General features: G+C 66.5%; 24 protein-coding genes. 15 read left to right on the plus strand and 9 right to left on the minus strand.

Features of this window, described 5'->3' with window-relative positions; all coding sequences use genetic code 11:
• Nucleotides 1-18: 18 nt before the first annotated feature.
• A complete protein-coding gene (locus tag RSO01_RS38710; RefSeq protein ID WP_170303691.1) occupies nt 19-1,428 on the minus strand; it encodes a M48 family metalloprotease in 1,410 nt (469 codons plus the stop codon).
• Nucleotides 1,429-1,541: 113 nt separating this feature from the next.
• On the opposite strand from RSO01_RS38710, the gene pip reads away from it, so the two are divergent.
• The 9 genes from pip (at nt 1,542) to RSO01_RS49795 (ending at nt 9,055) form a co-directional block, all read left to right on the plus strand.
• A complete protein-coding gene (gene pip / locus RSO01_RS38715) occupies nt 1,542-2,552 on the plus strand; it encodes a prolyl aminopeptidase (protein ID WP_147155939.1) in 1,011 nt (336 codons plus the stop codon).
• Nucleotides 2,553-2,569: 17 nt separating this feature from the next.
• Nucleotides 2,570-3,625: a TauD/TfdA family dioxygenase gene (locus RSO01_RS38720; protein ID WP_147155940.1), complete on the plus strand. Its 1,056-nt coding sequence runs from the start codon at nt 2,570-2,572 to the stop codon at nt 3,623-3,625.
• A gap of 89 nt (nt 3,626-3,714) precedes the next feature.
• On the plus strand, nt 3,715-4,299 hold the full coding sequence (gene grpE, locus RSO01_RS38725; protein WP_147155941.1) for a nucleotide exchange factor GrpE: 585 nt from the start codon (nt 3,715-3,717) through the stop codon (nt 4,297-4,299).
• 195 nt (nt 4,300-4,494) lie between these two features.
• The gene (gene dnaK / locus RSO01_RS38730; RefSeq protein WP_147155942.1) at nt 4,495-6,447 is read left to right on the plus strand and encodes a molecular chaperone DnaK; all 1,953 of its coding nucleotides are present in this window, start codon (nt 4,495-4,497) and stop codon (nt 6,445-6,447) included.
• A gap of 83 nt (nt 6,448-6,530) precedes the next feature.
• Nucleotides 6,531-7,661 (plus strand): molecular chaperone DnaJ, encoded by a 1,131-nt coding sequence (gene dnaJ, locus RSO01_RS38735; RefSeq protein WP_147155943.1) that lies wholly within the window; start codon nt 6,531-6,533, stop codon nt 7,659-7,661.
• A 236-nt stretch (nt 7,662-7,897) separates the two neighbouring features.
• Nucleotides 7,898-8,020 (plus strand): hypothetical protein, encoded by a 123-nt coding sequence (locus RSO01_RS49620; RefSeq protein WP_281291599.1) that lies wholly within the window; start codon nt 7,898-7,900, stop codon nt 8,018-8,020.
• The gene (locus RSO01_RS38740; protein WP_147155944.1) at nt 8,017-8,247 is read left to right on the plus strand and encodes a hypothetical protein; all 231 of its coding nucleotides are present in this window, start codon (nt 8,017-8,019) and stop codon (nt 8,245-8,247) included. Before RSO01_RS49620 ends, RSO01_RS38740 begins: the two co-directional genes overlap by 4 nt.
• A 19-nt stretch (nt 8,248-8,266) precedes the next feature.
• Nucleotides 8,267-8,470, plus strand: coding sequence for a hypothetical protein (locus RSO01_RS38745; RefSeq protein WP_147155945.1), 204 nt, complete (start codon nt 8,267-8,269; stop codon nt 8,468-8,470).
• Nucleotides 8,471-8,830: 360 nt separating this feature from the next.
• Nucleotides 8,831-9,055 (plus strand): Fic family protein, encoded by a 225-nt coding sequence (locus tag RSO01_RS49795; protein ID WP_308933112.1) that lies wholly within the window; start codon nt 8,831-8,833, stop codon nt 9,053-9,055.
• Here the strand turns inward: RSO01_RS49795 and RSO01_RS38760 are convergent.
• From RSO01_RS38760 to RSO01_RS38780, 5 genes are read right to left on the minus strand one after another with little or no spacing between them, the layout of a single operon-like run.
• Nucleotides 9,052-10,014: an ABC transporter ATP-binding protein gene (locus tag RSO01_RS38760; RefSeq protein ID WP_147155948.1), complete on the minus strand. Its 963-nt coding sequence runs from the start codon at nt 10,012-10,014 to the stop codon at nt 9,052-9,054. The two genes, RSO01_RS49795 and RSO01_RS38760, sit on opposite strands and share 4 nt — an antisense overlap.
• A complete protein-coding gene (locus RSO01_RS38765) occupies nt 10,011-11,057 on the minus strand; it encodes an ABC transporter ATP-binding protein (RefSeq protein WP_147155949.1) in 1,047 nt (348 codons plus the stop codon). Before RSO01_RS38765 ends, RSO01_RS38760 begins: the two co-directional genes overlap by 4 nt.
• 1 nt (nt 11,058) lies before the next feature.
• Nucleotides 11,059-11,964 carry an ABC transporter permease gene (locus tag RSO01_RS38770; RefSeq protein ID WP_147155950.1) on the minus strand — a complete coding sequence of 302 codons (906 nt, stop codon included), beginning with the start codon at nt 11,962-11,964 and terminating at the stop codon, nt 11,059-11,061.
• Between the two features lie 2 nt (nt 11,965-11,966).
• Complete coding sequence (locus RSO01_RS38775) at nt 11,967-12,920, minus strand: ABC transporter permease (protein ID WP_147155951.1); 954 nt, start codon at nt 12,918-12,920, stop codon at nt 11,967-11,969.
• A 13-nt stretch (nt 12,921-12,933) separates the two neighbouring features.
• Nucleotides 12,934-14,538 carry an ABC transporter substrate-binding protein gene (locus tag RSO01_RS38780; RefSeq protein ID WP_147155952.1) on the minus strand — a complete coding sequence of 535 codons (1,605 nt, stop codon included), beginning with the start codon at nt 14,536-14,538 and terminating at the stop codon, nt 12,934-12,936.
• A 132-nt stretch (nt 14,539-14,670) separates the two neighbouring features.
• Here RSO01_RS38780 and RSO01_RS38785 point away from each other — a divergent pair, with 132 nt between their 5' ends.
• The 3 genes from RSO01_RS38785 to RSO01_RS38795 are packed head-to-tail and all read left to right on the plus strand — an operon-like array spanning nt 14,671 to nt 17,895.
• Nucleotides 14,671-14,865 carry a nuclear transport factor 2 family protein gene (locus RSO01_RS38785; protein ID WP_147155953.1) on the plus strand — a complete coding sequence of 65 codons (195 nt, stop codon included), beginning with the start codon at nt 14,671-14,673 and terminating at the stop codon, nt 14,863-14,865.
• Entirely contained in the window at nt 14,858-16,261 is a 1,404-nt protein-coding gene (locus RSO01_RS38790) for an amidase (protein ID WP_147155954.1), read from the plus strand. The genes RSO01_RS38785 and RSO01_RS38790 overlap by 8 nt, the downstream gene beginning before the upstream one ends.
• A 14-nt stretch (nt 16,262-16,275) precedes the next feature.
• Entirely contained in the window at nt 16,276-17,895 is a 1,620-nt protein-coding gene (locus RSO01_RS38795) for an ABC transporter substrate-binding protein (protein ID WP_147155955.1), read from the plus strand.
• 4 nt (nt 17,896-17,899) lie between these two features.
• Here RSO01_RS38795 and RSO01_RS38800 read toward each other — a convergent pair whose 3' ends face one another.
• Nucleotides 17,900-18,922, minus strand: coding sequence for a phosphotransferase (locus RSO01_RS38800; RefSeq protein ID WP_170303692.1), 1,023 nt, complete (start codon nt 18,920-18,922; stop codon nt 17,900-17,902).
• Nucleotides 18,919-19,638 carry a haloacid dehalogenase type II gene (locus tag RSO01_RS38805; protein WP_147155957.1) on the minus strand — a complete coding sequence of 240 codons (720 nt, stop codon included), beginning with the start codon at nt 19,636-19,638 and terminating at the stop codon, nt 18,919-18,921. Before RSO01_RS38805 ends, RSO01_RS38800 begins: the two co-directional genes overlap by 4 nt.
• Nucleotides 19,639-19,699: 61 nt before the next feature.
• Between RSO01_RS38805 and RSO01_RS38810 the strand changes: the two genes are divergently transcribed.
• Both RSO01_RS38810 and RSO01_RS38815 read left to right on the plus strand, forming a co-directional pair.
• The gene (locus tag RSO01_RS38810; RefSeq protein WP_147155958.1) at nt 19,700-20,293 is read left to right on the plus strand and encodes a DNA-3-methyladenine glycosylase I; all 594 of its coding nucleotides are present in this window, start codon (nt 19,700-19,702) and stop codon (nt 20,291-20,293) included.
• 22 nt (nt 20,294-20,315) lie between these two features.
• Nucleotides 20,316-21,776 (plus strand): M81 family metallopeptidase, encoded by a 1,461-nt coding sequence (locus tag RSO01_RS38815; RefSeq protein ID WP_147155959.1) that lies wholly within the window; start codon nt 20,316-20,318, stop codon nt 21,774-21,776.
• Between the two features lie 32 nt (nt 21,777-21,808).
• On the opposite strand, the gene RSO01_RS38820 is transcribed toward RSO01_RS38815, so the two are convergent.
• Entirely contained in the window at nt 21,809-22,081 is a 273-nt protein-coding gene (locus RSO01_RS38820; protein ID WP_147155960.1) for a DUF3303 domain-containing protein, read from the minus strand.
• Nucleotides 22,082-22,135: 54 nt separating this feature from the next.
• Between RSO01_RS38820 and dapB the strand changes: the two genes are divergently transcribed.
• Complete coding sequence (dapB, locus tag RSO01_RS38825; protein WP_147155961.1) at nt 22,136-22,933, plus strand: 4-hydroxy-tetrahydrodipicolinate reductase; 798 nt, start codon at nt 22,136-22,138, stop codon at nt 22,931-22,933.
• Nucleotides 22,934-23,037: the final 104 nt, after the last annotated feature.

Consider the following 23,037-nt stretch of genomic DNA (forward strand, 5'->3'; position numbering starts at 1 on the left):
GGTCCGGAAAACGAAGACTTAAGGCTCGATCGTCTTCACCTGCGGCAGCCGCATCAGCTCGGCGCCGTTGTCGACGCTGTTCAGCAGCAGCAGCCGTTCCATCTTGTAGTCGGGATAGGGCAGGCGCTGGGCGAGCTGCGCTGCGGTCGTGCCGGCCGTCGGCACGATACGCAGCCGGTAGGGACGCAAGGCCGCTGCTTCGGCCTCCGACAGGCTATGGAAGGTGCGGGCGGCATTGATCAGCACTTCGATGCGCTGATCGCGGTCGGAGCCGTCGCTCAGGAGATTGAAGAAGCAGACGCGATCGCCGTGGCGGATGAGGACGTAGCGCGCCTGGCCGAGCCCGGTGTCGGAGCCGCGCGGCCGCGCGCCGATCGCCGCCTCGGCGCCGCCGATCTCGGTCGTCTGGATGTCGGTGGGCGTGGGCTTCAAGCGGTTGCGCATCCAGTCGGCGAGGCTGCCCTGCGTCGGACCCTCGGTGCAGGAGAAGAACAGCAGGGAACGGTCGCGGCCGACGCCGAGAACGCCGTCGGTGTCGTTGAACAGGCGGAAGTCTTGCGGCGCCTCGAAGGCGAGCCGCAGCACCGGATGAAGGAAGCGATTGCCGCGCACAAAACCTTCCTGCGGCGGATCGTCGACCGACATCCCGTTGATGGCCGCGAGATAGGCCTCGCGATGGGACTCGCCGGGCGCCATGGCGTCGGCGACGCCTTGCAGGGCAAGCCGCCGCTCGACCGGCGCGGGATGGGTCGAGGTCGTGCTGCGCCGATCGATCGAATCGGGCGCTTCGCCCATGAGCTGCAGTTCGAGCTGGCCCTGGCGGCGCAGTTTGTCGATGAGGCTCGCCATGGCGGTGCCGCGATAGCCCGCCTTGACCAGCATGGCGACGCCGATCTTGTCGGCCTCGAGCTCCTGCTCGCGCGAATAGCGGCGCAGCGCCAACAGGCCGTCACGCGCCACCGAGCGTCCGACCGTGATCGACCCGGTGGACGTTGCGGCCTCGACGGCGGCATCGAGCACGCTTTGGCGCTGCCGCGCCCGCTGGGCGGCATGGCGCTGCACGACGTGGCCGACCTCGTGGCTGAGAGCGGCCGCCAGCTCGGCCTCGTCATCGAGCAGGGCGAGCAGCCCGCGCGTCACCATCACATAGCCGCCCGCAGCGTGCGCATTGGCCAGCGGCTGGTCGAGCACGACGAAGCGGAAGTTGCCCGAGACGGCAGACTGGCTCACGACCTTCTGGCCGACGCGATCGACATAGGCCTGCAGCGCTGCGTCCGGATAGGCCGCCCCGACGTCGCGCTCGAGCTCGCGCGGCAGGGCCGGGATGCCGGCGCGCGACTGGGCGGCCTGCGACGGATCGTTGGCTGACGTGCAGGCGGCAGCACTGGCGAGGAGCGCGAGAAGAACGAGTAACCGGCGGAAAACCACTAACCCTCCTGCTCCCCGCCACGACCTTAGACGGTGGGCCATGGCCGTCGCAATCGCGCGGTGAGGCTGGAACAAAGGGCGCCGCTGTGGCAGTGATTCAGTCCGAGAGTCACATGCCGCGTTCAGAAACCCCGCTCCGCTCCGATTTGTTCCCGGAAATCTCGCCCTTCGCCAGCGGCATGCTGGCGGTCGACGGGCGACACACAATCTATTGGGAGCAGAGCGGCAATCCGGAGGGCGTGCCGGTCGTGTTCCTGCATGGCGGGCCGGGCGCCGGCTCAGCCCCCGTGCATCGCCGGTTCTTCGACCCGCAATTCTACCGCATCGTGGTGTTCGACCAGCGCGGCTGCGGCCGCTCCATGCCGCTCGGCGAACTGCACGACAACACCACCGGCCACCTGGTGGCCGACATGGAAAAGCTCAGGACCCATCTCGGCATCCACCAGTGGCTGCTGTTCGGCGGATCGTGGGGCAGCACGCTGGCCCTGGCCTACGGCCTGAAACATCCCGAGCGCGTCACCGGCTTCATCCTGCGCGGCATCTTTTTAGGCGCGCGGTCGGAGATCGAGTGGTTCCTCCACGGCATGCGCGCCATCTTCCCCGAGGCATGGCGCGACTTCGCCGAGCATCTGCCGGCCGCCGAGCGCGCCGACCTTCTGGGCAACTACTATCGCCGCCTGACCGATCGCAATCCCGACAACCATCGTCCGGCGGCGCGCGCCTGGAGCCGTTACGAGGCGGCCTGCTCGACGCTCTATCCGACGGCGCGCGCGCCGTTCGAATCGGACCATGGCGGCTTCGCCCTCGCCCTGTCGCGCATCGAGGCTCACTACTTCGCCAACGGCACGTTCGTGCCGGAGGGCTGGCCGTGGTCGGATCTCGATCGCATCCGCCATCTGCCCAGCACCATCGTGCAGGGCCGCTACGACATCGTCTGCCCGCCGGTGACGGCCGACGCGCTGGCGCGTGCCTGGCCCGAGGCGCGCTATGTCGTCGTGCCGGACGCCGGCCACAGCGCGCTGGAGCCCGGCATCCGCGCCGCCCTGGTCAACGCCACCGAAAGCTCGCGACTGTCGAGCAGCGACGTCGATCTGTTCGCACCGCGCTTTCCCTGGGAAACATGAGCGTGGAAACCTGAAGCATGTCGTTTGAGCTTCCGCCGGAACAGACTGGCGCGGCGGCCTGGTACGGCCCCGAGGTCGCCAAGCGCGATGATTGGCTGATGCCACTCAGCGCCGTCGAAATCGCCGAGGTCGAAAGTGCCGCGACGGCGCTCGCGCGGCGCGACGCCGACATCGCAGCCGTCACATCGGCGGACTTTCCGCTGCCGACGCTCGGACCCAAGCTCAAGGCGCGCGTGCGCGACGAAGTGTTGAACGGCCGCGGCTTCCTGCTGCTGCGCGGCCTGCCGGTCGAGCGCTGGTCGATGCGCGAGGCGGCGACGGCGTTCTTCGGCCTGGGCGCGCATCTCGGCAGCGCGCGCTCGCAGAACGGCAAGGGCCATGTGCTGGGCCACGTGCAGGATCTCGGGCTCGACGTGCACGATCCCAATGTGCGCATCTACCAGACCAACGAGCGGCAGACCTATCACACCGATTCCTGCGACATTGTCGGGCTGCTGTGCCTCAAGACGGCGAAGTCCGGCGGCCTGTCGGCGCTGGTGAGCTCGACCACCATCTTCAACGAGATGCGCCGTCGCCGGCCCGACCTGCTGAAGCTCCTGTTCGAGCCGGTCGCCACCGATCGCCGCGGCGAAGTGCCGGAAGGCCAGAAGCCCTACTTCCAGATTCCGACGTTCAACTGGCACAAGGGCTTTCTCACCGCGATCTATCAGCGCCAGTACATCGACTCCGCCCAGCGCTTTGCCGATGCGCCAAGGCTGACGCCGGCGCATGTCGAGGCGCTCGACCTGTTCGATTCGCTGGCCAACGACCCCGCGCTGCATCTCTTCATGGAGTTCAAGCCGGGCGACGTGCAGCTCGTGCACAACCACACCATGCTGCACGACCGCACCGGCTTCGTGGACTGGCCCGAGCCGGAGCGCCGCCGTCACCTGCTGCGTCTGTGGCTGGCGGCGTCGGATGCCCGGCCGCTGCCCGACGTGTTCGCGCAGCGCTACGGCACGGTCACCGTCGGCGACCGTGGCGGCATCATCGTGCGCGGCACCAAGCTGCACGCGCCGCTGGAGGCGGTCTGACGCGGTTGCAACCTAGGTGGTTGACCGCGGACGCCGTCGTCCCTAAGTGAAGGCCCGCTTAAAGAAACCACTGAGAATAGGGATAACGTATGGCCAGCGATCCAACCGCGGGCGGCGCCCCGGCTGAGATGCCGGTCGAGCCGGACGACCAGATCGACATTCCCGGCAAGCCGGAAGGCGATCTGCAGCAGCTCCAGGCCGAGAAGGCCGATCTGCAGGACAAGCTGCTGCGCGCGCTCGCCGAGGCGCAGAACGTGCGCCGCCGCGCCCAGCAGGACGTCGAGCGCGAACGCAAATTCGGCATCGAGCGCTTTGCCAAGGACGTGCTGTCGGTCGCCGACAATCTCGGCCGCGCCCTGTCGGCGCTGCCCAGCAATACCGACTCGATCGACCCGGCGCTGAAGAACGTGATCGTGGGGGTCCAGGCCACCGAGCGCGAATTGCAGTCGGCGCTGGAGCGCCATGGCGTCACCCGCATCGAGGCGCTGGGCAAGCCGTTCAACGCCGAATTCCATCAGGCGATGATGGAGATCGAGGATCCGTCGGTACCGGCCGGGACGGTCGTCCAGGAGCTGATCCCGGGCTACCTGATCGCCGGCCGCCTGCTTCGGGCGGCCATGGTGGGGGTGTCCAAGGGCGGCCCGGCGGCCCGGCCCGCCAGCAACGAGAACTAATCGGTGGCCGGGGCCTAAAAGGGCCCCGGAATGCGTCAGATTCGTCACTTTTAGGCCCGTCAAGTCATTGCAGCCAAGCCGATAGGACCTATATAGCCCCTGTCCTGACCCGGTTTTTCCGGCAGGTAACATATTCGGGGGTCGGCGAGGTGCCTGCGGGGCCGAGACGACCTGCCAAGGGAAGAGAGAGCAGTCATGGCAAAAGTCATTGGTATCGACCTCGGTACAACCAACTCGTGCGTCGCGGTCATGGAAGGCGGCGACACCAAGGTGATCGAGAATTCCGAGGGTGCGCGGACGACTCCCTCGATGGTCGCTTTCACCGACTCCGGTGAGCGGCTGGTCGGTCAGGCCGCCAAGCGCCAGGCCGTCACCAATCCGATGAAAACCCTGTACTCGGTGAAGCGCCTGATCGGGCGCCGCTTCGACGACCCGATGGTCGCGAAGGAAATGTCGCTGGTGCCCTTCAAGATCGGCAAGGCCTCCAACGGCGACGCCTGGGTCGAGGCCAACGGCCAGCAGTACAGCCCGAGCCAGATCTCGGCGTTCATCCTGGGCAAGATGAAGGAGACCGCCGAGGCCTATCTCGGCGAGAAGGTCGAGCAGGCGGTCATCACCGTCCCGGCCTACTTCAACGACGCCCAGCGCCAGGCCACCAAGGATGCCGGCCGCATCGCCGGGCTCGACGTGCTGCGCATCATCAACGAGCCGACGGCGGCTGCTCTTGCCTACGGCATGGACAAGCGCAAGACCGGCACCATCGCGGTCTATGACCTGGGCGGCGGCACGTTCGACGTGTCGGTGCTCGAGATCGGTGACGGCGTGTTCGAGGTGAAGGCGACCAACGGCGACACCTTCCTGGGTGGCGAGGACTTCGACCTGCGCGTGATCACCTACCTCGCGGAGGAGTTCAAGAAGGAGCAGGGCATCGACCTGCGCAACGACAAGCTTGCCCTGCAGCGCCTGAAGGAAGCGGCCGAGAAGGCCAAGATCGAGCTCTCCAATTCCAAGGAGACCGAGATCAACCTGCCCTTCATCACGGCCGATGCGAGCGGCCCCAAGCATCTGGTGCTGAAGCTGTCGCGCGCCAAGCTCGAGTCGCTGGTCGAGGACCTGATCCAGCGCACGCTGGAGCCGTGCAAGGCGGCGCTCAAGGATGCCGGCCTGCAGGCCGGTCAGATCGACGAGGTGATCCTGGTCGGCGGCATGACCCGCATGCCCAAGGTCATCGAGGTCGTGAAGCAGTTCTTCGGCAAGGAGCCGGCCCGCAACGTCAACCCCGACGAAGTCGTCGCGGTCGGTGCGGCTGTCCAGGCGGCCGTGCTGAAGGGTGAGGTCAAGGACGTCCTGCTGCTCGACGTGACCCCGCTGTCGCTGGGCATCGAGACGCTGGGTGGCGTGTTCACTCGCCTGATCGAGCGCAACACGACGATCCCGACCAAGAAGAGCCAGACCTTCTCGACGGCTGACGACAACCAGACCGCGGTGACCATCCGCGTGTTCCAGGGCGAGCGCGAGATCGCCGCCCAGAACAAGCTGCTGGGCCAGTTCGACCTGGTGGGCATCCCGCCGGCGCCGCGTGGCATGCCGCAAGTCGAGGTCACCTTCGACATCGACGCCAACGGCATCGTGCAGGTCTCGGCCAAGGACAAGGCCACCAACAAGGAGCAGCAGATCCGCATCCAGGCTTCGGGCGGCTTGAGCGAGGCCGACATCCAGAAGATGGTGAAGGATGCCGAACTGCACGCCGAGGAAGACAAGAAGAAGCGCGAGCTGATCGACGCCCGCAACCAGGGCGAGGCGCTGGTCCATTCGACGGACAAGAACCTCAAGGAGTTCGGCGACAAGGTCGGCGCGGCCGAGAAGTCGGCGATCGAGACGGCGCTCGCGGACCTGAAGTCGGTGCTCGCCGGCGAGGACACCGAGGCCATCAAGGCCAAGACCAACGACCTTGCCCAGGCAGCGATGAAGCTCGGCGAGGCGATGTACAAGGCCCAGCAGGCCGATGCCCAAGCCGGCGCAGGGGCCGGCCCGGGTGCCGGTGCCGCGCCGGGCGGTGGGGCCGCGAACCAGGCGGGCAACGAGAAGGTTGTCGATGCTGAGTTCGAGGACGTCACCGACAAGAACAAGAAGACGGGTTCCGGCTGATCTGGAACAAGGCAAGGAATGGGGGCCTCCCGCGCGAGCGGGAGGCCGAACTTTAGGCGGCAAGTGGGGGCTGCGTAGGGCGTATGTCGCAGGACTATTACGAGCTGCTCGGAGTCAGCCGGACGGCGAGCGCTGACGACCTCAAGAAGGCGTTCCGCAAGCTCGCCATGCAGCATCATCCGGACCGTAATCAGGATGACAAGGAAGCCGAGAAGCGGTTCAAGAGCATCAATCACGCCTACGACGTCCTGAAGGATCCCGAGAAGCGCGCCGCTTACGACCGCTATGGACCGGCGGCCTTCGAAGGCGGCATGGGCCCGGGTGGACCCGGCGGGCCGTTCGGCGGCGCCCAGGGCTTCGATTTCGGCTCGGTGTTCGGCGACATCTTCGAGGAGATGTTCGGCGCCGGCGGCCAGCGCGGCCGTGGCGGGCGCACCGACATGCGCGGCCAGGACCTGCGCTTCAATCTCGAAATCACGCTGGAGCAGGCGTACGGCGGCACCGAGGCCACGGTGCGCGTGCCGACGTCGGTCGCCTGCGAGACCTGCAAGGGCAGCGGCGCGGAGCCCGGCTCCAAGCCGCAGCAGTGCCCGACCTGTCACGGTCGCGGCCGCCTGCGCGTCCAGCAGGGCTTCTTCACTGTCGAGCGCACCTGCCATTCCTGCCACGGCGCCGGCCAGGTGATCGACAAGCCGTGCCGCGCCTGCGCGGGCCAGGGCCGCACGCGGCGCGACAAGACGCTCAAGGTCAACATTCCCGCCGGTGTCGAGGACGGCACGCGCATCCGTCTCAGTGGCGAAGGCGAGGCCGGGGCGCGCGGCGGACCGGCCGGTGACCTCTACGTCTTCCTGTCGGTGCGGCGCCATCAGCTCTTCGAGCGCGAGGGCGCGGACGTGCATTGCCGGGTGCCGATCTCGATGGTGCAGGCCACGCTCGGCGGCAACATCGAGGTGCCGACTCTCGACGGCAAGATGGCGCGCATCAACATTCCGGCCGGCGCCCAGGGCGGCCACCAGTTCCGCCTGCGCGGCAAGGGCATGCCGATCGTGCGCTCGGCCCAGCGCGGCGACATGTACATCGAGATCAACGTCGAGACGCCGACCAACCTCACGCCCAAGCAGAAAGAGCTGCTCAAGGAATTCGAGCGCGCCGGCAAGACCAGCCCCGAATCCGAAGGTTTCTTCAGCAAGGTGAAGGAGATGTTCGGCGGGTGACGTTCTACGCCTCTGCTTGACAGATCGCCCTCGCCGCCCTGCTTCCTGTCTTCTTCTGCCTGCTGCTGTTCCTCGCCGAGGCGAAAGGTCCGCTGGCAAAGCCGATCCAACAGTGCAAGGCCCTCGTCGCTCCGTACTTCACCGTCATCTCGATCCTGTTCGGACTGTTCGCGGCCCTGCTGGCCGGCGACGTCTGGCAGAAAACGGCCAGCCATGAGGAGCCCCATTCGCGCCACATGCAGCAGCAGCATGCCGTCACCGAGAAGGCCTATCGCGATCTGCTGACGACGCTGGTGCAACTGCCGTCGTCCGACAGCCTGGTGCGGCCCACAATCGCGTCTACGTCGCGAGCGACATGACTCCGCCGCTCAAGTGGCTGTCGATCGTGATCTTCGGCTTTCTCACCCAGGTCGCCCTTCTCCTGGTCCACCCTGGAAACCGCCGCGCCTCACGCGTCGCCGTCGCACTCTTCACCGTGGCCTTCAGCTTCTGCCTGCTCGTGGTGGCGTTCTTCGACGCCCCCTTCGAGGTCGTGCTGCGCGACGAGCCGGGCAAGACCATGAGGGCGGCGCTGGAGAAGCTTTAGTCTGTGATATACTGAATTCGTGAAACGCATCGCCTCCAAGTCCTCAAAGCGGGTTAACAAGGGCTACGTCCTTGGCAGGGCGCGGTTTGCCAAGATCAGTGCAATCGAAGGCATTAGCCTGACGCCCGCCATGGAAGCGGACTTCCGCGAGTTCGAGCGCAAGGGGCTGTCGGCCGAAGACCGGCGCCGGATCATCGGCAAAAAGTATGGCTCGGCCCGCTAGGCCCGCCGACTACAACGCGATTGCCGATCCCTATTGCTATTCGGACACATCGGTTCTCATAAACATTCCCGGCATTCGAAATGCCGCGATGCTCGCGCGCTTCGAAGTCGTCTCAACTGCACAGCGCGCCGACGAACCGTTGCCTCGCGGTCTCCTTAGCGTTCGTCACTATCGGGCAGTGCATCACCACCTCTTCCAGGATGTGTATGCCTGGGCGTGCAGATTCCGGACCGTGCGCCTAAGCAAGGACGGAAGCACTTTTTGCTATCCCGAGCATATCGAGCGCGAAATGAGAGCGCTCTTTCCGATCTGAAGCGACGAAAGCAACTGAGAGGACTGTCCCGCCACAGCTTCGCGCCAATGGCCGCCCACTTTCTTGCGACCCTCAATGCCATCCATCCTTTCCGCGAAGGCAACGGCCGGACACAGATGATTTTCCTGGAGCTCCTTGCTGCTCAAGCGGGGTACGTGCTCGCATTGGAGCGACTTGAACCCGACCGTTTCCTTGCGGCGATGATCAGGAGTTTCAACAGCGACGAGCGCCTCCTCGCGACGGAAATCCGCCGCATGCTCGAAGCAGGCTAAGCCGCCAGCACGCAGCGCACGAGATGTGTGTCGCCGGTCGCCCGCAGCGACGGTGGCGCCGTCGTGCAATCGGGACGCACGAACTTGCAGCGCGGCGCAAAGCTGCAGCCGGTCGGGACCTCGGCGAGGTCGGGCGGCGCGCCGGGGATCGCCTCGAGGCGCTGGCCGCGCATGCCGTCATGCACCGTCGAGGCGAGCAGGCCGCGGCTGTAGGGATGCTGCGGGGCATCGACCATCTGCTCGACACCCGCCAGCTCGACGATCTTGCCGGCATACATGACGCCGATGCGGTCGGAGACTTCCACCGCCACGCCGATGTCGTGTGTCACGAAGATCACGCCGAGATCGAACTCGCGCTGCAATTCGCGGATCAGCAGCAGCACCTGGATCTGCACGGTGGCATCGAGCGCGGTGGTCGGCTCGTCAGCAAGCAACAGACTCGGGTTGCACGACAGCGCCAGCGCGATCATGGCGCGCTGGCGCATGCCGCCCGACATTTCGTGCGGATAGGCTTTCAGGCGCTGGGCCGGCGAGGGAATCCGCACCAGTTCCAAGAGTTCCTTGGCGCGCTTGAAAGCGTCGGTCTCGCTCTTGCCGGTGTGGCGCCGGATGGTCTCGGCGATCTGCTGGCCGACGGTGAAGACCGGGTCGAAGGCCGTCGCCGGCTCCTGGAAGATCATGGCGACCCGCCGCCCGCGCAGGTCGGCGAGGGCCCGCGATCCCATCTCCAGCACCTCGTCGCCTTCCATGCGGATGCTGCCCGACCAGCGCGTGCGATGCTCGGGATGGAGCCGCAGGATCGAGCGCAGGGTGACGCTCTTGCCCGAGCCCGATTCGCCCAGAATGCCCAGCGTCTCGCCGCGCTTGAGCTCGAAGCTGACGCCGTTCACGGCGTGGACGGTGCGATCCGGCGTCTTGAAGGTGACGTGCAGGTCGCGGACTTGCAGGAGGTCGCTCATGCTGCGGCTGCCCCCCCTCGGACTGCCTTCGAATGACCGGAACCGGCGATGCTCATGTGGCAGGCCACGGACTGGTGGCCGGTGTCGGACAGCGCCGGCTCGGCTCTGGCGCAGACATCTTCGGCGAAGGGACAGCGGGTGCGGAAGCGGCAGCCCGATGGCGGATCGATGGGGTTGGGCGGATCACCCTGGATCGGTGCTTCCTTGGTGCGCTTGCGCGGATCCATCGACGGCCGCGCCGACAAGAGCGCCCGGGTGTAGGGATGCTGCGGATTGCCGTAGATCGCCTCGACCGGCCCCAGCTCGACGATCTTGCCGAGATACATCACCAGCACGCGATCGCTGAGATACTGCACGACGTTGAGGTCGTGGCTGATGAAGACGTAGGTCAGGCCGAGCTCGCTCTTGAGGTCGACCAGCATGTTCAAGACCTGCGCCTCGACCGACTTGTCGAGCGCCGACACCGCCTCGTCGAGGATCACCAGCCGCGGCCGGAGCGCCAGGGCGCGAGCGATGTTGACGCGCTGGCGCTGGCCGCCCGACAGCTCGTGCGGATAGCGTTCGGCGTAGTTGTTGGGATCCAGACCGACTTTGCTCAAAAGATCGCGCACGCGCTCGCGTGCCTCGGCGGCCGGTAGGCCGTGCGCCTTGGGCGCAAAGGCCAGCGTCTCGCCGATGGTGAGCCGCGGATTGAGCGAGGCGTAGGAATCCTGGAACACCATCTGCACCTGGCGGCGCAGCTCGTTCACCGTGATGCCGTGCGGCTCGTCGACTGGATCGCCGTCCAGCACCATGGTGCCGCGGTCGGGCTTGATCAGGCGGATCAAGAGCCGCGCCACCGTCGACTTGCCGCAGCCCGATTCGCCCACCACGCCCAGGGTCTCGCCCTTGGCCACCGACAGCGTCAGATCGTCGACGGCACGAACGACCTTGCGACCGCGGCCCAGGATGCCGCCGCCCACGGGGAAATGCTTGCGCAGGCCCGTCGCCAGCAGAAGGGGCTGGGCTGGGCCGCCGCGATCGACAGGGATCATCGTGTCCATGTCAGGCCTTCACATCCATGGCGGCGCGCAGGCCGTCGCTCATCAGGTTGAAGCAGATCGAGGTGATGAAGATCATGACGCCGGGGAGCGCCGCCAGGACCGGGTTGACGTAGATCGCCTGGCGCAGCGTGTTCAGCATCAGGCCCCATTCCGGCTCGGGCGGCTTGACGCCGAGACCGAGGAAGCTCAGCCCCGCGGCCAGGATGATGGCGACGCTGATCAACGACGTGGCGTAGACCAGGATCGGCCCCAGCACGTTGCCCAGCACGTGGACGCGCACGATGGTGAGCGTGCCGGCGCCGCTTGCCCGTGCGGCATCGACGAAATCGAAGCCGCGCACCTGGGTGGTGACGCTCTCCGAGACGCGGCAGACCGGTGGGATGAAGACCAGGGTCAGCGACAGCAGCGTGTTCTCGGTGCCCGCGCCCATGGCGCCCGACAGAGAGATCGCCAGCAGCACCGACGGGAAGGCGTAGAAGACGTCCATGACGCGCATGATCAGCATGTTCACGCGCCCGCCGAGGAAGCCTGCCGTGATGCCCAAGAGGCCGCCGATCAGCAGGGCGCAGACGACGGGCGTGACGCCCATGAACAGCGACAGCCGGCCGCCATAGATCAGGCGCGCGAGCATGTCGCGACCGAGCTCGTCGGTGCCCAGCAGGTAGTTGGGCGAACCGAGCGGCAGCAGGCGGCGGATCATCGACGTCTTGTACGGATCGGCGAGCCCGAGCCACGGCGCCGCCAGCGACGCGGCGACGATCAGGATCAGCGTGCCGGCGCAGATCAGCGTCACCGGATCGCGACGCAGGCGGCGGGCCACCGATTGCCAGTAGCCGCGCGAGGCCGACGCCGCGGTCGGCTGGACCAGCGGGCTGCCGAGCTCGAACGAGGGAGTCTGGATGGCCATCGTCAGCCTCGCTTGATGCGCGGATCGACCATGGTCTGGATCACGTCCACGGTGAGGTTGAGCAGCATGAAGAAGCCGGCCAGCACCAGGGTCGTGCCCTGCAGGATCGGCAGGTCGCGGCGGAAGATGGCACTGTTCAGCAGGAAGCCGGTGCCCGGCCAGGCGAACACCGTCTCGATCAGGATCGAGCCGCCGATGAGATTGCCGGCCTGCAGGCCCATGACGGCAAGGCAGGTCGGCGCGGCGTTCTTCAGCACGTGAAAGAGGATCTGGCGGTCGCTCAGGCCCTTAGCCTGCAACGCCGTCACGAACTCCATGCTGAGCGTCTCCTTGATCGTCGAGCGCACGGTGCGGGTGACGACGCCGAGTGGGATCACCGACAGGGCGATGGTCGGCAGCACCATGTGGGCGAGATGGGCGCGGTCGAGGCGCCAGCCGGTCGAGTTCTCGGGGCCCATGCCCATGGGCGGCAGCACGCCCCATTCGACGGCGAAGATGATCACCAGCACGATCGCCAGCCAGAAGTGGGGCACGCTGACGCCGATCAGCGAGATCAGGGTGACCAGCCGGTCGACGATGCGTGACTTGGCATAGGCCGCCGCCGTGCCGAGGATGACGGCCAGCGTGAAGGCCAAGGTCGTGGCGGCGATGGCGAGAATGATGGTGTTGCCGAACGCCGACGAGACCTCGCTGGCCACCGACCGGCCGGTGCCGATCGAGGTGCCGAAATCGCCGGTGAGCGTCACGGCGAGCCAGCGGAAGTATTGCACCGGCAGCGGCTTGTCGAAGCCGTAATACTCCTTGAGCTTGTCGATCACTTCCTTGGGTGCGTCCGGCGGCACGATGGCCGAGATCGGATCACCGGGCGCGAGATGGACCAGCCCAAAGACCAGCAGCGACACGCCGAACGCCACCGGCACCAGGTAGATCAGCCGCCTGAGCGCATAGAGGAGCATTGCCCGCCTGCCGCTATTTCATGGTGATGGGCGTGAGGTCCTGGAACCAGCTCTGGGCCTGCACGAAGCCCTGCACCTTGGGGCTCATGGCGCGCGGGTTGAGGTCGTACGCAATCCAGACCCAGTAGGCCTGATCGACGATGTAGGTATGCACGTCGGCCAGCGCCTTGGTCTGGGCGGCGCGGTCGAACGAGGTGTGTGCCTTGTTGATCAGCTCGTCGAGCTTGGGATCCTTCAGCAGGCCCCAGTTGGCGCCACGCGGCGGCACGAAGTCGCTGTGATAGAGGCGCATGAAGGCCGAGTAGGGATCGACCGTGGCGCGGCTGATGTTGATGCCGTTGGTGCCGGCCTTGGTCGAGGCTTCGCCGGTCACCGGCTGGAAGCCGAAGGTCACCAGCGCGTTCCATTCCATGACCTCGAACGAGGTGTCGAAGCCGACCGCGTTCAGGTTCTCCTGCACGTACTCGTTCATCGGCAGCGGCAGCATCTGGCCCGAGCCCGAGGTCGAGATCGCGATCTTGATCTTGGGCTTCTTGTTGGGACCGTAGCCCGCTTCGGCCAGCAGCTTCTTGGCCTCGGCAGGATCGTATTTGATGTCGAAGCTGGGCGAGCCGAACCAGGGATGGCCGGGATACACCGCGCCCTTGCCCTCCATCATCATGCCGCCCAGCAGCTTGGTCAGGCCGGCGCGATCGACCGCGAGATTGGCCGCCTTGCGCACGCGGATGTCGGTCCACGGCGAGCCTTCGACCATGCTGGGCTGGTAGGCCCAGTTGTGCGGGTACTTGTTGGTGACGATGGCCATGCCGCCCTGCTTGAGGCGCGGGATGGCGTCGGGAGCAGGAACCTCGATCCAGTCGACCTGGCCCGCCAGCAGCGCGGCCGTGCGCGTCGCCGCTTCCGGCATCGGGAACAGGAGCACCTTGTCGAGCTTGGGAACGCGCGCCTTGTCCCAATAGCCGTCGAAGCGCGACAGCTCCATGCGCTCACGCGGCACGACGCGGTCGACCTTGAACGGGCCGGTGCCGACCGGCTGCAGCGCCACCTTGACCCAGTCCTTGCCCTGCTTCTCCCAGTTGGTCGGGCTGGAATAGAAGATGTAGGACATGTCGTAGGGGAACAGCGAGTTCACGACGCGCGTCGTGAGCTCGACCGTGTATTTATCGACGGCTTTCCAGCCGACCAGCGTCGGCACGCGGCCGCGCGCCTGGGCGGCCTGCTTGGGATCGAACTGCGGCGACTTGTCGTTCAGGATCTTGTCGATGTTCCACACCACGACGTCGGCATCGAAGTCGGTGCCGTCATGGAACTTCACGCCCTGGCGCAGCTTGAAGATCCACTTGGTCGGCTCGCCCTCGACCGCCGACCACTCGGTCGCGAGGCCAGGCTTGATGTCGGCGATGGTGTCGGCCTTCGACAGGTCCCAGTTCACCAGCGCGTCGTAGATCGTGTAGCCGGCGAAGCGATAGCCTTCGAAGCCCTGGTCGGGCTGGCCGGTGGTCTGCGGAATGTCAGCGGCTGTCATGCCGATGCGCAGAGTGCCTTGCGCGAAGGCAGGCATTGCAGACGCTGCGACGAGGCCCAGGCCCATGGCAGCAATGCGAAAGCGCTTGAACATCCGAGGCTCCACTGTTTGGCGCCTGCGGACAGGCGCTTGGCCCGAAGTCATGCAAGGGCCAAGCCAAGGCTTGCGTCTGCACGCCGAATGAGGCGGCATGTCACTTGCATCTCCAGTTCGGAAGGGAGCGACATGACGGACGCCAAGACACCACCAACGCTCGAGGAGTTTCGCGCGCGCGCGGCGCTGACGGGCCTGCCGCTCACGGCCGAAGACCTCGAGCATCTACACAAGGGCTATGTTGGATTGCTGCAGTTGATGGAGCGCATCCCAACCCATTGGGCCTGGGCCGCCGAACCGCCGCACGTGTTCCGCGCCGATGAGTAAGCCCACTTCAGCCGAGCTGACGACGCTCAGCATCGCCGAGGCCGGCAGCCTGATGACGCGCGGCGAGATCACCTCGACTGCGCTCACGGAAGCCTTCCTGGCGCGCATCGAAGCCGTGGATCACAAGATCGCGAGCTACATCACCGTCACGGCCGAGCGCGCGCGGATCGCCGCCAGGCAGGCCGACATGGAATTGAGCCGGGGCCTCAATCGCGGGCCGCTGCACGGCATTCCGATCGCGCTAAAAGACATCTACGAGACCGAGGGCGTGCTGACGACCGGCCATTCGGCCCTGCGCGCCGACTATGTGCCGGCCGTCGATGCCGAGACCGTGCGGCGTCTGAAGGCCGGCGGCGCGGTCATCCTGGGCAAGCTCGCCACGCATGAGTTCGCCAACGGCGCGATGACGCCGGACCAGCCGTTCCCGTCGGCGCGCAATCCCTGGAACACCGAGCATCAGCCCGGCGGCTCGTCGAGCGGCTCGGGAGCGGCGGTCGCCGCGGCGCTGTGCATGGGCGCGATGGGTTCCGACACCGGCGGCTCGATACGCAATCCGGCGGGCTTCTGCGGCACGGCCGGCATCAAGCCGACCTATGGCCTGGTCAGCCGCTGCGGCATCTACCCGCTGTCCTTCAGCTTCGACACGGCGGGACCGCTCGCCTGGACGGTCGAGGACAACGCCCTGATGCTCGAGGTGCTGGCGGGTTACGATCCCAACGACCAGGCCTCGGCCAAGACGGCCAAGGTCGACTATGGCGCCGCCACGCACCGCTCGATCAAGGGCATGCGTATCGCGCTCGCCCGCACCTGGTACGAAAGCGGGCTCACGGCCGACATGGCCAAGGGCATGGACGAAGCCGTGCGCGTGCTACGCGACCAGGGCGCCATCGTCGAGGAAGTCGTCTTCCCCGACATCTGGGACTATCACATCTGCGGCCGCGTCGTGATCACGGTCGAGGCGCACGCCATCCACCGGCAAGAGGTGATCGAGACGCCGGAGAAGTTCGGCTACACGACGCGCCGTCGCTTCCAGCTCGGCGCGTTCCTCACGGCCGAGCAGTACCTCTCGGCGTTACGCTTCCGGCGCAAGCTGCAGGTCGACACGCGCGCCGCCATGCGCGGCTACGATCTGGTCCTCGCACCCAACCAGTGGGGATCACCGGAGAAGTTCGAGGAGCCGCAGGCGATCTTCCACTTCTTCGGCAAGGCCTCGCTCAGCATGCCGTTCAACGTCACCGGGCAGCCGGCGATGACGGTGTGCTGCGGCTTCGGCAGCGACGGCTTTCCGCTGGCCTTCCAGCTCGCCGGCCGCCCGTTCGACGAGGCCAGCGTCTTCGCCGCGGGGGCGGCCTACGAACGCGCCACGCCGTGGCGATTGCGTCGCCCCACGCTTTAGCCTCAGGAGCCTTCATGATCCGCAAGACCCGACTTTCGCGCCGTTCGATCCTGGCCGGCGCGGGCGCGCTCGCGCTGCCGTCGGGTCTTGCTTTGCCGGCAGCGGCGCAGGAGAAGCTCGTCCGCTACGGCATCTCGATGGCGGACATCCCGCTCACCAGCGGCCAGCCCGACCGTGGCGCCGGCGCCTACCAGTTCACCGGCTACACGATCTACGATCCGCTGGTCGCCTGGGAGATGGATGTCGCCGACCGGCCAGGCAAGCTGATCCCCGGCCTCGCCACCGAATGGACGGTCAACGACGCCGACAAGACGCTGTGGACCTTCAAGCTCCGGCCGGGCGTGAAGTTCCACGACGGTTCGGATCTCAATGCCGATGCCGTCGTCTGGAACCTCGAGAAGGTGTTCAACAAGGACTCGGCGCAGTTCGATCAGCGCCAAGCCTCGCAGGTGCGGCCGCGCCTGCCGTCGATCGCGAGCTACAAGAAGCTCGACGACATGACGGTCGAGATCAAGACCAAGGCCGTCGACGCTCTCTTCCCCTATCAGATGCTGTGGTTCCTGGTCGCGAGCCCGGCCAACTGGGAGAAGCTCGGCAAGGACTGGAACAAGGTGGCGTCGGAGCCGTCGGGCACCGGGCCGTTCAAGCTCGCCCGCCTGGTGCCGCGCGAGCGCGCCGAGCTGGTGAAGAACGAGGCCTACTGGAACACCAAGCGTCCGGCCAAGGCCGACAAGCTGGTGCTGGTCTGCGCGCCCGAGGATTCCAGCCGCACCGCGGCGCTGCTGACGAACTCGGTCGATATGATCGAGACGCCGCCGCCCGACGCCGTGGCGCGGCTGAAGCAGGCCGGCATGCGCATCGAGCAGAACGTGACGCCGCACGTCTGGAACTACCATCCCTCGCTGCTGCCGGGCTCGCCGTGGACCGACATCCGGCTGCGCAAGGCGGCCAACCTCGCGATCGACCGCGACGCCATCGTCAAGCTTCTGGGCGGGCTGGCCAAGCCGGCGCTGGGACAGGTCGATCCCTCCAGCCCGTGGTTCGGCAAGCCCAGCTTCGTGCTGAAGTACGCGCCCGACGAGGCGCGCAAGCTGATGGGCGAGGCGGGCTTCAGCAAGAGCCAGCCGCTCAAGACCAAGTTCGTGGTGGCCTCGGGCGGCACCGGCCAGATGCTGTCGCTGCCGATGAACGAGGCCATCCAGGAGATGTTCAAGGACATCTACATCGACCTCGAATTCAAAGTGGTCGAGCTCGAGGCGCTCTACACGGCGTGGCGCGCCGGCGCCAAGGCCGACATGAACAAGGACGTGACGGCCAATAACATCGCCTACGTGACGTCCGATCCGGTCTACGCCATCACCCGCTTCTTCGCCTCCAACCAGGCCGCACCCGTCGGCGTGAACTGGAGCTACTACTCCAATCCCGATGTCGACAAGCTGATCAACGAGACGCTGACGACTTTCGATGCCGCCAAGCAGGATGCGCTGCTGGCCAAGGTGCACGAGAAGGTCGTCGACGATGCCGTGCTGATCTGGGTCGTGCACGACACCAACCCGCACGCGCTGTCGCCCAAGATCAAGTCGTACGTGCAAGCGCAGCACTGGTTCCAGGACCTGACGACGATCGGCGTGTGACGATTCAGCCTCGCCGGACGGTGACGAGAGCCTCCTCGAATTCCGGGGCTGCGAGGCCTGCCAGGAAGCCGGCGAGCGCGATCTTGCCGACGATGCGCTGGGCCTTCGGCGCGCCAGCTTTCATTCGCCCCTGCGCGACTTCATCGCGAAACTGCGCGGGCGTCGGCGCATCGAAGTCGGTCGCCGGCACCGCCGCCTCCGTTGACCCGAGGGCGTTGAGGCTTGCGGCACAGCCATAGAACAGGCGCACCATCATCCGGATCAGACGGAGGCGGGCCAGCAGCAGGTGATCGGGCGCACGACCGAGCCATGATCGAAGCAACAAGCCCTCGAGCTCCGGCGTCGCCGCATGGAACATGGTCAGGGTCGCCACATCGACCAGAGGATCGTTGCGAAAGGCCGTCTCCCAGTCGATGAGCCACAACCGCTCGCCATCGAACAGTAGATTCGAAGGGTTGAGTTCGTTGTGGCTCGAGACCAGCGCGGTAGCGTCCCAGGGATAGGCCGCGCGGATGCGCTCGAAACCCTCGCGATGGCGGTCGAGCAAGCCCGGCACGAACAGGCCGGACTCGAGCAGCTGGCCGAACAGGTGTCCGATCATGGACGGATAGTCGAAGACAGGCGGGAAGGCCGGAACCTCCTGCAGCCGCGCGATGAGGCTGCCGAGGTCGCGCACTACGCCGGCCGTTCCGCCCGGATAGTCGGCGAGCGCCCGTTCCTGCACGAAATCCGCGATCACCACGCCCGCCCCTGCATCGGCGTGGTGCACGGCAGGGGTGAGTCCAGCCGCGGCCGCGGCCCGCATGCAGGGATAGCTGCGATGAGGATTGCGGACGGCATCCCGCTTCGGCGATTCCAGCCGCAGCAGATAGGAGCGGCCGGCAAGCTCGATACGGTAGCTCGAGGCCGACGCTCCGGCCGTGATCGACTCAAGCGACGTGACCGGCGAGCGGCCGAAGGTCGCCGACAGCGCCGAGCGCGCGCGCTCGCGACGGTCCTCGGGAATGCGATCGACGAGGTCGTTCAACAACCCAGCTTCTTGGCGAGCTCGACCATCGAGTCGCCGACGGCGTTCCATTCGCCATCGGCCTTGAGATCGGTCTTCTGGTTGGGCCCATGTTCCTTGGGACGCAGCACGAACCCTGTCGACAGGCCGCACTTCTGCGCCGCCTTCAGGTCGCCGTTGTGGGCCGCGCACAGCATCACCTGGTGCGGCTGCAGGTACATGGTCTTGACCACGCCGAGGTAGGACTCGGGATCGGGCTTGTAGTGCTTGAAGGTCTCGCCCGAGAAGCAGTGGTCCCAGGGGATGCCGCCGTTCTTGGCCATGTTGATCAGGAGCGCGACGTTGCCGTTGCTGAGCGTGGCCACGACGTACTTCTTCTTCATCATGCCGATGCCCTCGACCGAATCGGGCCACGGCCTGAGCTTGTGCCAGAGCCGGGTGAACTCCCAGCTCCCCTCCTCGCCGGGATGCTTCAATCCACGCTTCGTGAGCAGCATCTCGAAGGCTTCCTTGTGCAGCTCGTCGATGTTGGTCCACGGCAGCTCGCCCTTGCGGACGCGGTGCATCTGCGGCTGGTAGAGGCCGCGCCAGTCGTCGGCGAAGCTCGTCCAATCGGTGTCCATGCCATATTTCTTGCCGAGGCCGGGCAAGTCCTGGATCAGGCTGCCGCGCCAATCGACCACCGTGCCGAATACGTCGAAGATGCAGACCTTCAGGTCCGCGGGAACTTGAGCCATGGCTGTTTCCTCCGTCGGCGGCAGTGTGGCGTCTGGCGATGCGCTTGGGTAGGGTCCGCGCATGGCCACCAGACCCAGCACGGTGAAAGGTACCGACGGCAAGCCGCGATGCGGCTGGGCGTCCGCCGATCCGCTTTACGAGAAATACCATGACAGCGAATGGGGTCGCCCGCTCAAGGACGACCACGCGCTGTTCGAGCTCCTGACACTGGAGGGCTGCCAAGCCGGCCTCTCCTGGATCACCGTGCTGCGCAAGCGCGAGAACTATCGCAAGGCCTATGACGGCTTCGATCCCAAGAAGATCGCGAAGTACACGCCGGCCAAGCTTGCCAAGCTTTTGGCCGATCCCGGCATCATCCGGCACCGCGGCAAGATCGAAGCGAGCGTCAGCAATGCCAAGGCTTATCTCGCCATCGTCGAACGCGAAGGCTCGTTCTCCAAGTTCCTGTGGAGCTTCGTCGGCGGCAAGCCGATCAAGCGCAAGCCGAAGAGCCTCAAGGACGTGCCCGCCAAGTCACCCGAGAGCGACGCCATGTCCAAGGCATTGCAGAAGGCCGGCTTCAAGTTCGTGGGCTCCACCATCTGCTACGCCTTCATGCAGGCCTCGGGCATGGTCGACGACCATGTCGTGGGCTGCCATCGCCATCGGGCCTGAGTGCCATCGGGATTGAGAGATCGTGACCAAGCGTATTTTCATTGCCGCCCTCGGCACCGAGACCAACCAGTTCGTTCCCTTCCCGACCGGCCGGCGCGCCTACGAGGAGCATGGCGTGTGGCGCGGCGATGCCACGAAGAATGAACCCACCAACTTCACCGCGCCGCTGCATGTCTGGCGCAGGGAAGCAGAGAAGCGCGGCTGGACGGTGATCGAGGGCCTGGCGACCTTCGCCGCGCCGTCCGGCACCACGGTGCGCTCCGTCTACGAAGGCTTCCGCGACGAGATCCTGGCCGGCATCAAGGCGGCGCTGCCGATCGACGGCGTACTGATCAACGTGCACGGCGCCATGGTCGCCGACGGCTACGACGACTGCGAAGGCGACCTTCTGGCGAAGGTGCGAGCCATCGTCGGCCCGAAGGTGGCGATCGGTGCGGAGTTCGATCTGCACTGCCATCTCAGCGCGCTGATGCTCGACAGCGCCGACGTGCTGATCGGCTACAAGGAATACCCGCACACCGACACGATGGAGCGCGCGGCCGAGTTGTTCGCCATCATCGCCGATGCGGTCGAGGGCAAGGTGAAGCCGGTGATGGCGCGCCACGACTGCCGCATGATCGCCCAGTACCGGACGTCGGTGCCGCCGATCAGCGAATTCGTCACCCGCATGAAGTCGCTCGAGGGCAAGGACGGCATCCTGTCGGTGTCGCTGAGCCACGGCTTCTCGTTCGCCGACGTCGAGGATGTCGGCACCCGCACGCTGGTGGTCGCCGACGGCGACAAGGCGAAAGCGGAAAAGCTCGCCAAGCAGCTCGGCCAGGAGCTGTGGGACAACCGCGAGCGCTATGCCACCAGGTACCTGTCGGTCGGCGAAGCGATGGAGCGCGCGGCCTCGCACAACCAGGGACCCTTGGTGCTGGCCGACCGCGCCGACAATCCGGGCTCGGGCGCGCCGGGCGATTCGACCTTCGTGCTGCGCGCGCTGGTCGACCGGCAGATCGGCCCGGCGCTGTTCGGCGTGATGTGGGATCCGATGGCCTTCCGCATCGCCGAGGAGGCGGGCGAGGGTGCCAAGATCCGCATGCGGCTGGGCGGCAAGTCGGGCGCGGTGAGCGGCGATCCGGTCGATCTCGACGTCACGGTGAAGAAGATCGCCCGCGGCGTGCGCCAGCCCTATGGGCCGGTGATGGTGCCGTTGGGCGACATGGCGCTGCTGTCATCCGAGCATGTCGACGTGGCGATCTGCACGCTGCGCACCCAGACCTTCCACGCCGACGCCTTCAAGGCGGTCGGCGCCGATCCGGCCGACTACCGCGTGGTCGTCGTGAAGTCGGCGCAGCACTTCTATAACGGCTTCGTTGGCCTCGCGAAGGAGATCCTCTACGTCGCCTCGCCGGGCGCCGCCGATCCCGACGTCACGCGGCTGCCCTACACCAAGCGCAAGACGCCGTTCTGGCCGAAGGTTGCGGATCCCTGGAAGTGAACGGGAGCGCGGGCCTCTGGCCCGCGCTCCCATCAAAGCATCGGCGTCAGCGCCTCGCGTGTGGTCTTGCCTTCGACCACCGGCACGACCTCGAACTCGACGACCTCCTGCCAGTCGGCGATCCAGCGTTGGAACAGGGTGATGTCGTCGGTCTCCATGAGCTGGAAGCAGCGGCCGAGATCGGCGCTGACGTAGCTCGACACGAATTTCAGCCCGTCGGGCAGGCCGCGGCCGGCATCGCGCAGCTTGCGATAGACAGCCTTTCCATTCTGATTCCTGAACTTTTCGATAACCATGAACAGCATATTCGGCTCCCGATGAGTCGGCTAATCTAGCCCAATCAAGTCAGGGGGAACGCCATGAAGATCGCCGTTGTCGGCGCCGCCGGGCGCATGGGCCAGATGCTGGTCCGCCGCATCGCAGCCACCGAAGGCATGAGCCTGGCCGGCGCCAGCGAATCGCCCAACAGCAACGCCATCGGCCGCGACGCAGGCGAAGTCGCCGGTCTCGAACCGTGCGGCGTGAAGATCACCGGCGACAGCGCCGCGGCCATCGCCGCCGCCAACACGGTGATCGACTTCACTGTGCCCGCCGCCACCGTCGCCCATGCCAGGATCGCTGCCGAGAAGGGCGTCGCCATGGTGATCGGCACGACCGGCCTCGATCCCGCGCAGACCGCGCTGATCCACGAGGCGGCCACGAAGGTGCCGATCATGTGGGCCGCCAACATGGCGCTGGGCGTCAACATCCTGCTGGCTCTGGTCGAGAAGACAGCCTCGATGCTCGATCCGAGCTACGACATCGAAGTGCTGGAGATGCACCATCGCCACAAAATCGATGCGCCGTCAGGAACGGCGCTGGCGCTGGGTCGCGCCGCCGCCGCCGGCCGCCAGGTCAAGCTGGAGGATGTCTGGCGCAAGAGCCGCGACGGCCATACCGGCGCGCGCCCGTCGGGCGAGATCGGCTTCGCCACCCTGCGCGGCGGCGAGGAGGTCGGCGTGCACACGGTGATGTTCGCCGCCGCCGGCGAACGGCTGGAGCTCAGCCATCGCTCGTTCAGCCGCGAGACCTATGCGGCGGGCGCCATCCGCGCGGCGCAATGGCTGGCCGGCAAGAGGCCGGGACTCTATGGAATGAAGGACGTACTCGGCCTTTAGACACACGACGTTTCCAGCGCACAGGAACGGGCTCGCCTCTCGACGCAGGAGCCATCCGCAGTGCATGCACTGCCGTCGCCTTCGCTCGAGAATTTCTGCATTTC

The sequence above is a fragment of the Reyranella soli genome (genome assembly GCF_007992495.1).
Taxonomy (GTDB): Bacteria; Pseudomonadota; Alphaproteobacteria; order Reyranellales; family Reyranellaceae; genus Reyranella; species Reyranella soli.

Bases quoted from the DNA above. Each gene is read 5' to 3' on its own strand.
- RSO01_RS38805 (WP_147155957.1), bottom strand. From the start codon at position 19,638: ATGGCTCAAGTTCCCGCGGACCTGAAGGTCTGCATCTTCGACGTATTC.
- RSO01_RS38785 (WP_147155953.1), top strand. From the start codon at position 14,671: ATGACGGACGCCAAGACACCACCAACGCTCGAGGAGTTTCGCGCGCGC.
- pip (WP_147155939.1), top strand. From the start codon at position 1,542: ATGCCGCGTTCAGAAACCCCGCTCCGCTCCGATTTGTTCCCGGAAATC.
- RSO01_RS38790 (WP_147155954.1), top strand. From the start codon at position 14,858: ATGAGTAAGCCCACTTCAGCCGAGCTGACGACGCTCAGCATCGCCGAG.
- dapB (WP_147155961.1), top strand. From the start codon at position 22,136: ATGAAGATCGCCGTTGTCGGCGCCGCCGGGCGCATGGGCCAGATGCTG.
- RSO01_RS38760 (WP_147155948.1), bottom strand. From the start codon at position 10,014: ATGAGCGACCTCCTGCAAGTCCGCGACCTGCACGTCACCTTCAAGACG.
- RSO01_RS49795 (WP_308933112.1), top strand. From the start codon at position 8,831: ATGGCCGCCCACTTTCTTGCGACCCTCAATGCCATCCATCCTTTCCGC.
- RSO01_RS38820 (WP_147155960.1), bottom strand. From the start codon at position 22,081: ATGCTGTTCATGGTTATCGAAAAGTTCAGGAATCAGAATGGAAAGGCT.
- RSO01_RS38770 (WP_147155950.1), bottom strand. From the start codon at position 11,964: ATGGCCATCCAGACTCCCTCGTTCGAGCTCGGCAGCCCGCTGGTCCAG.
- RSO01_RS38765 (WP_147155949.1), bottom strand. From the start codon at position 11,057: ATGGACACGATGATCCCTGTCGATCGCGGCGGCCCAGCCCAGCCCCTT.
- RSO01_RS38780 (WP_147155952.1), bottom strand. From the start codon at position 14,538: ATGTTCAAGCGCTTTCGCATTGCTGCCATGGGCCTGGGCCTCGTCGCA.
- dnaK (WP_147155942.1), top strand. From the start codon at position 4,495: ATGGCAAAAGTCATTGGTATCGACCTCGGTACAACCAACTCGTGCGTC.
- RSO01_RS38740 (WP_147155944.1), top strand. From the start codon at position 8,017: ATGACTCCGCCGCTCAAGTGGCTGTCGATCGTGATCTTCGGCTTTCTC.
- RSO01_RS38810 (WP_147155958.1), top strand. From the start codon at position 19,700: ATGGCCACCAGACCCAGCACGGTGAAAGGTACCGACGGCAAGCCGCGA.
- RSO01_RS49620 (WP_281291599.1), top strand. From the start codon at position 7,898: ATGCAGCAGCAGCATGCCGTCACCGAGAAGGCCTATCGCGATCTGCTG.
- grpE (WP_147155941.1), top strand. From the start codon at position 3,715: ATGGCCAGCGATCCAACCGCGGGCGGCGCCCCGGCTGAGATGCCGGTC.
- RSO01_RS38720 (WP_147155940.1), top strand. From the start codon at position 2,570: ATGTCGTTTGAGCTTCCGCCGGAACAGACTGGCGCGGCGGCCTGGTAC.
- dnaJ (WP_147155943.1), top strand. From the start codon at position 6,531: ATGTCGCAGGACTATTACGAGCTGCTCGGAGTCAGCCGGACGGCGAGC.
- RSO01_RS38795 (WP_147155955.1), top strand. From the start codon at position 16,276: ATGATCCGCAAGACCCGACTTTCGCGCCGTTCGATCCTGGCCGGCGCG.
- RSO01_RS38775 (WP_147155951.1), bottom strand. From the start codon at position 12,920: ATGCTCCTCTATGCGCTCAGGCGGCTGATCTACCTGGTGCCGGTGGCG.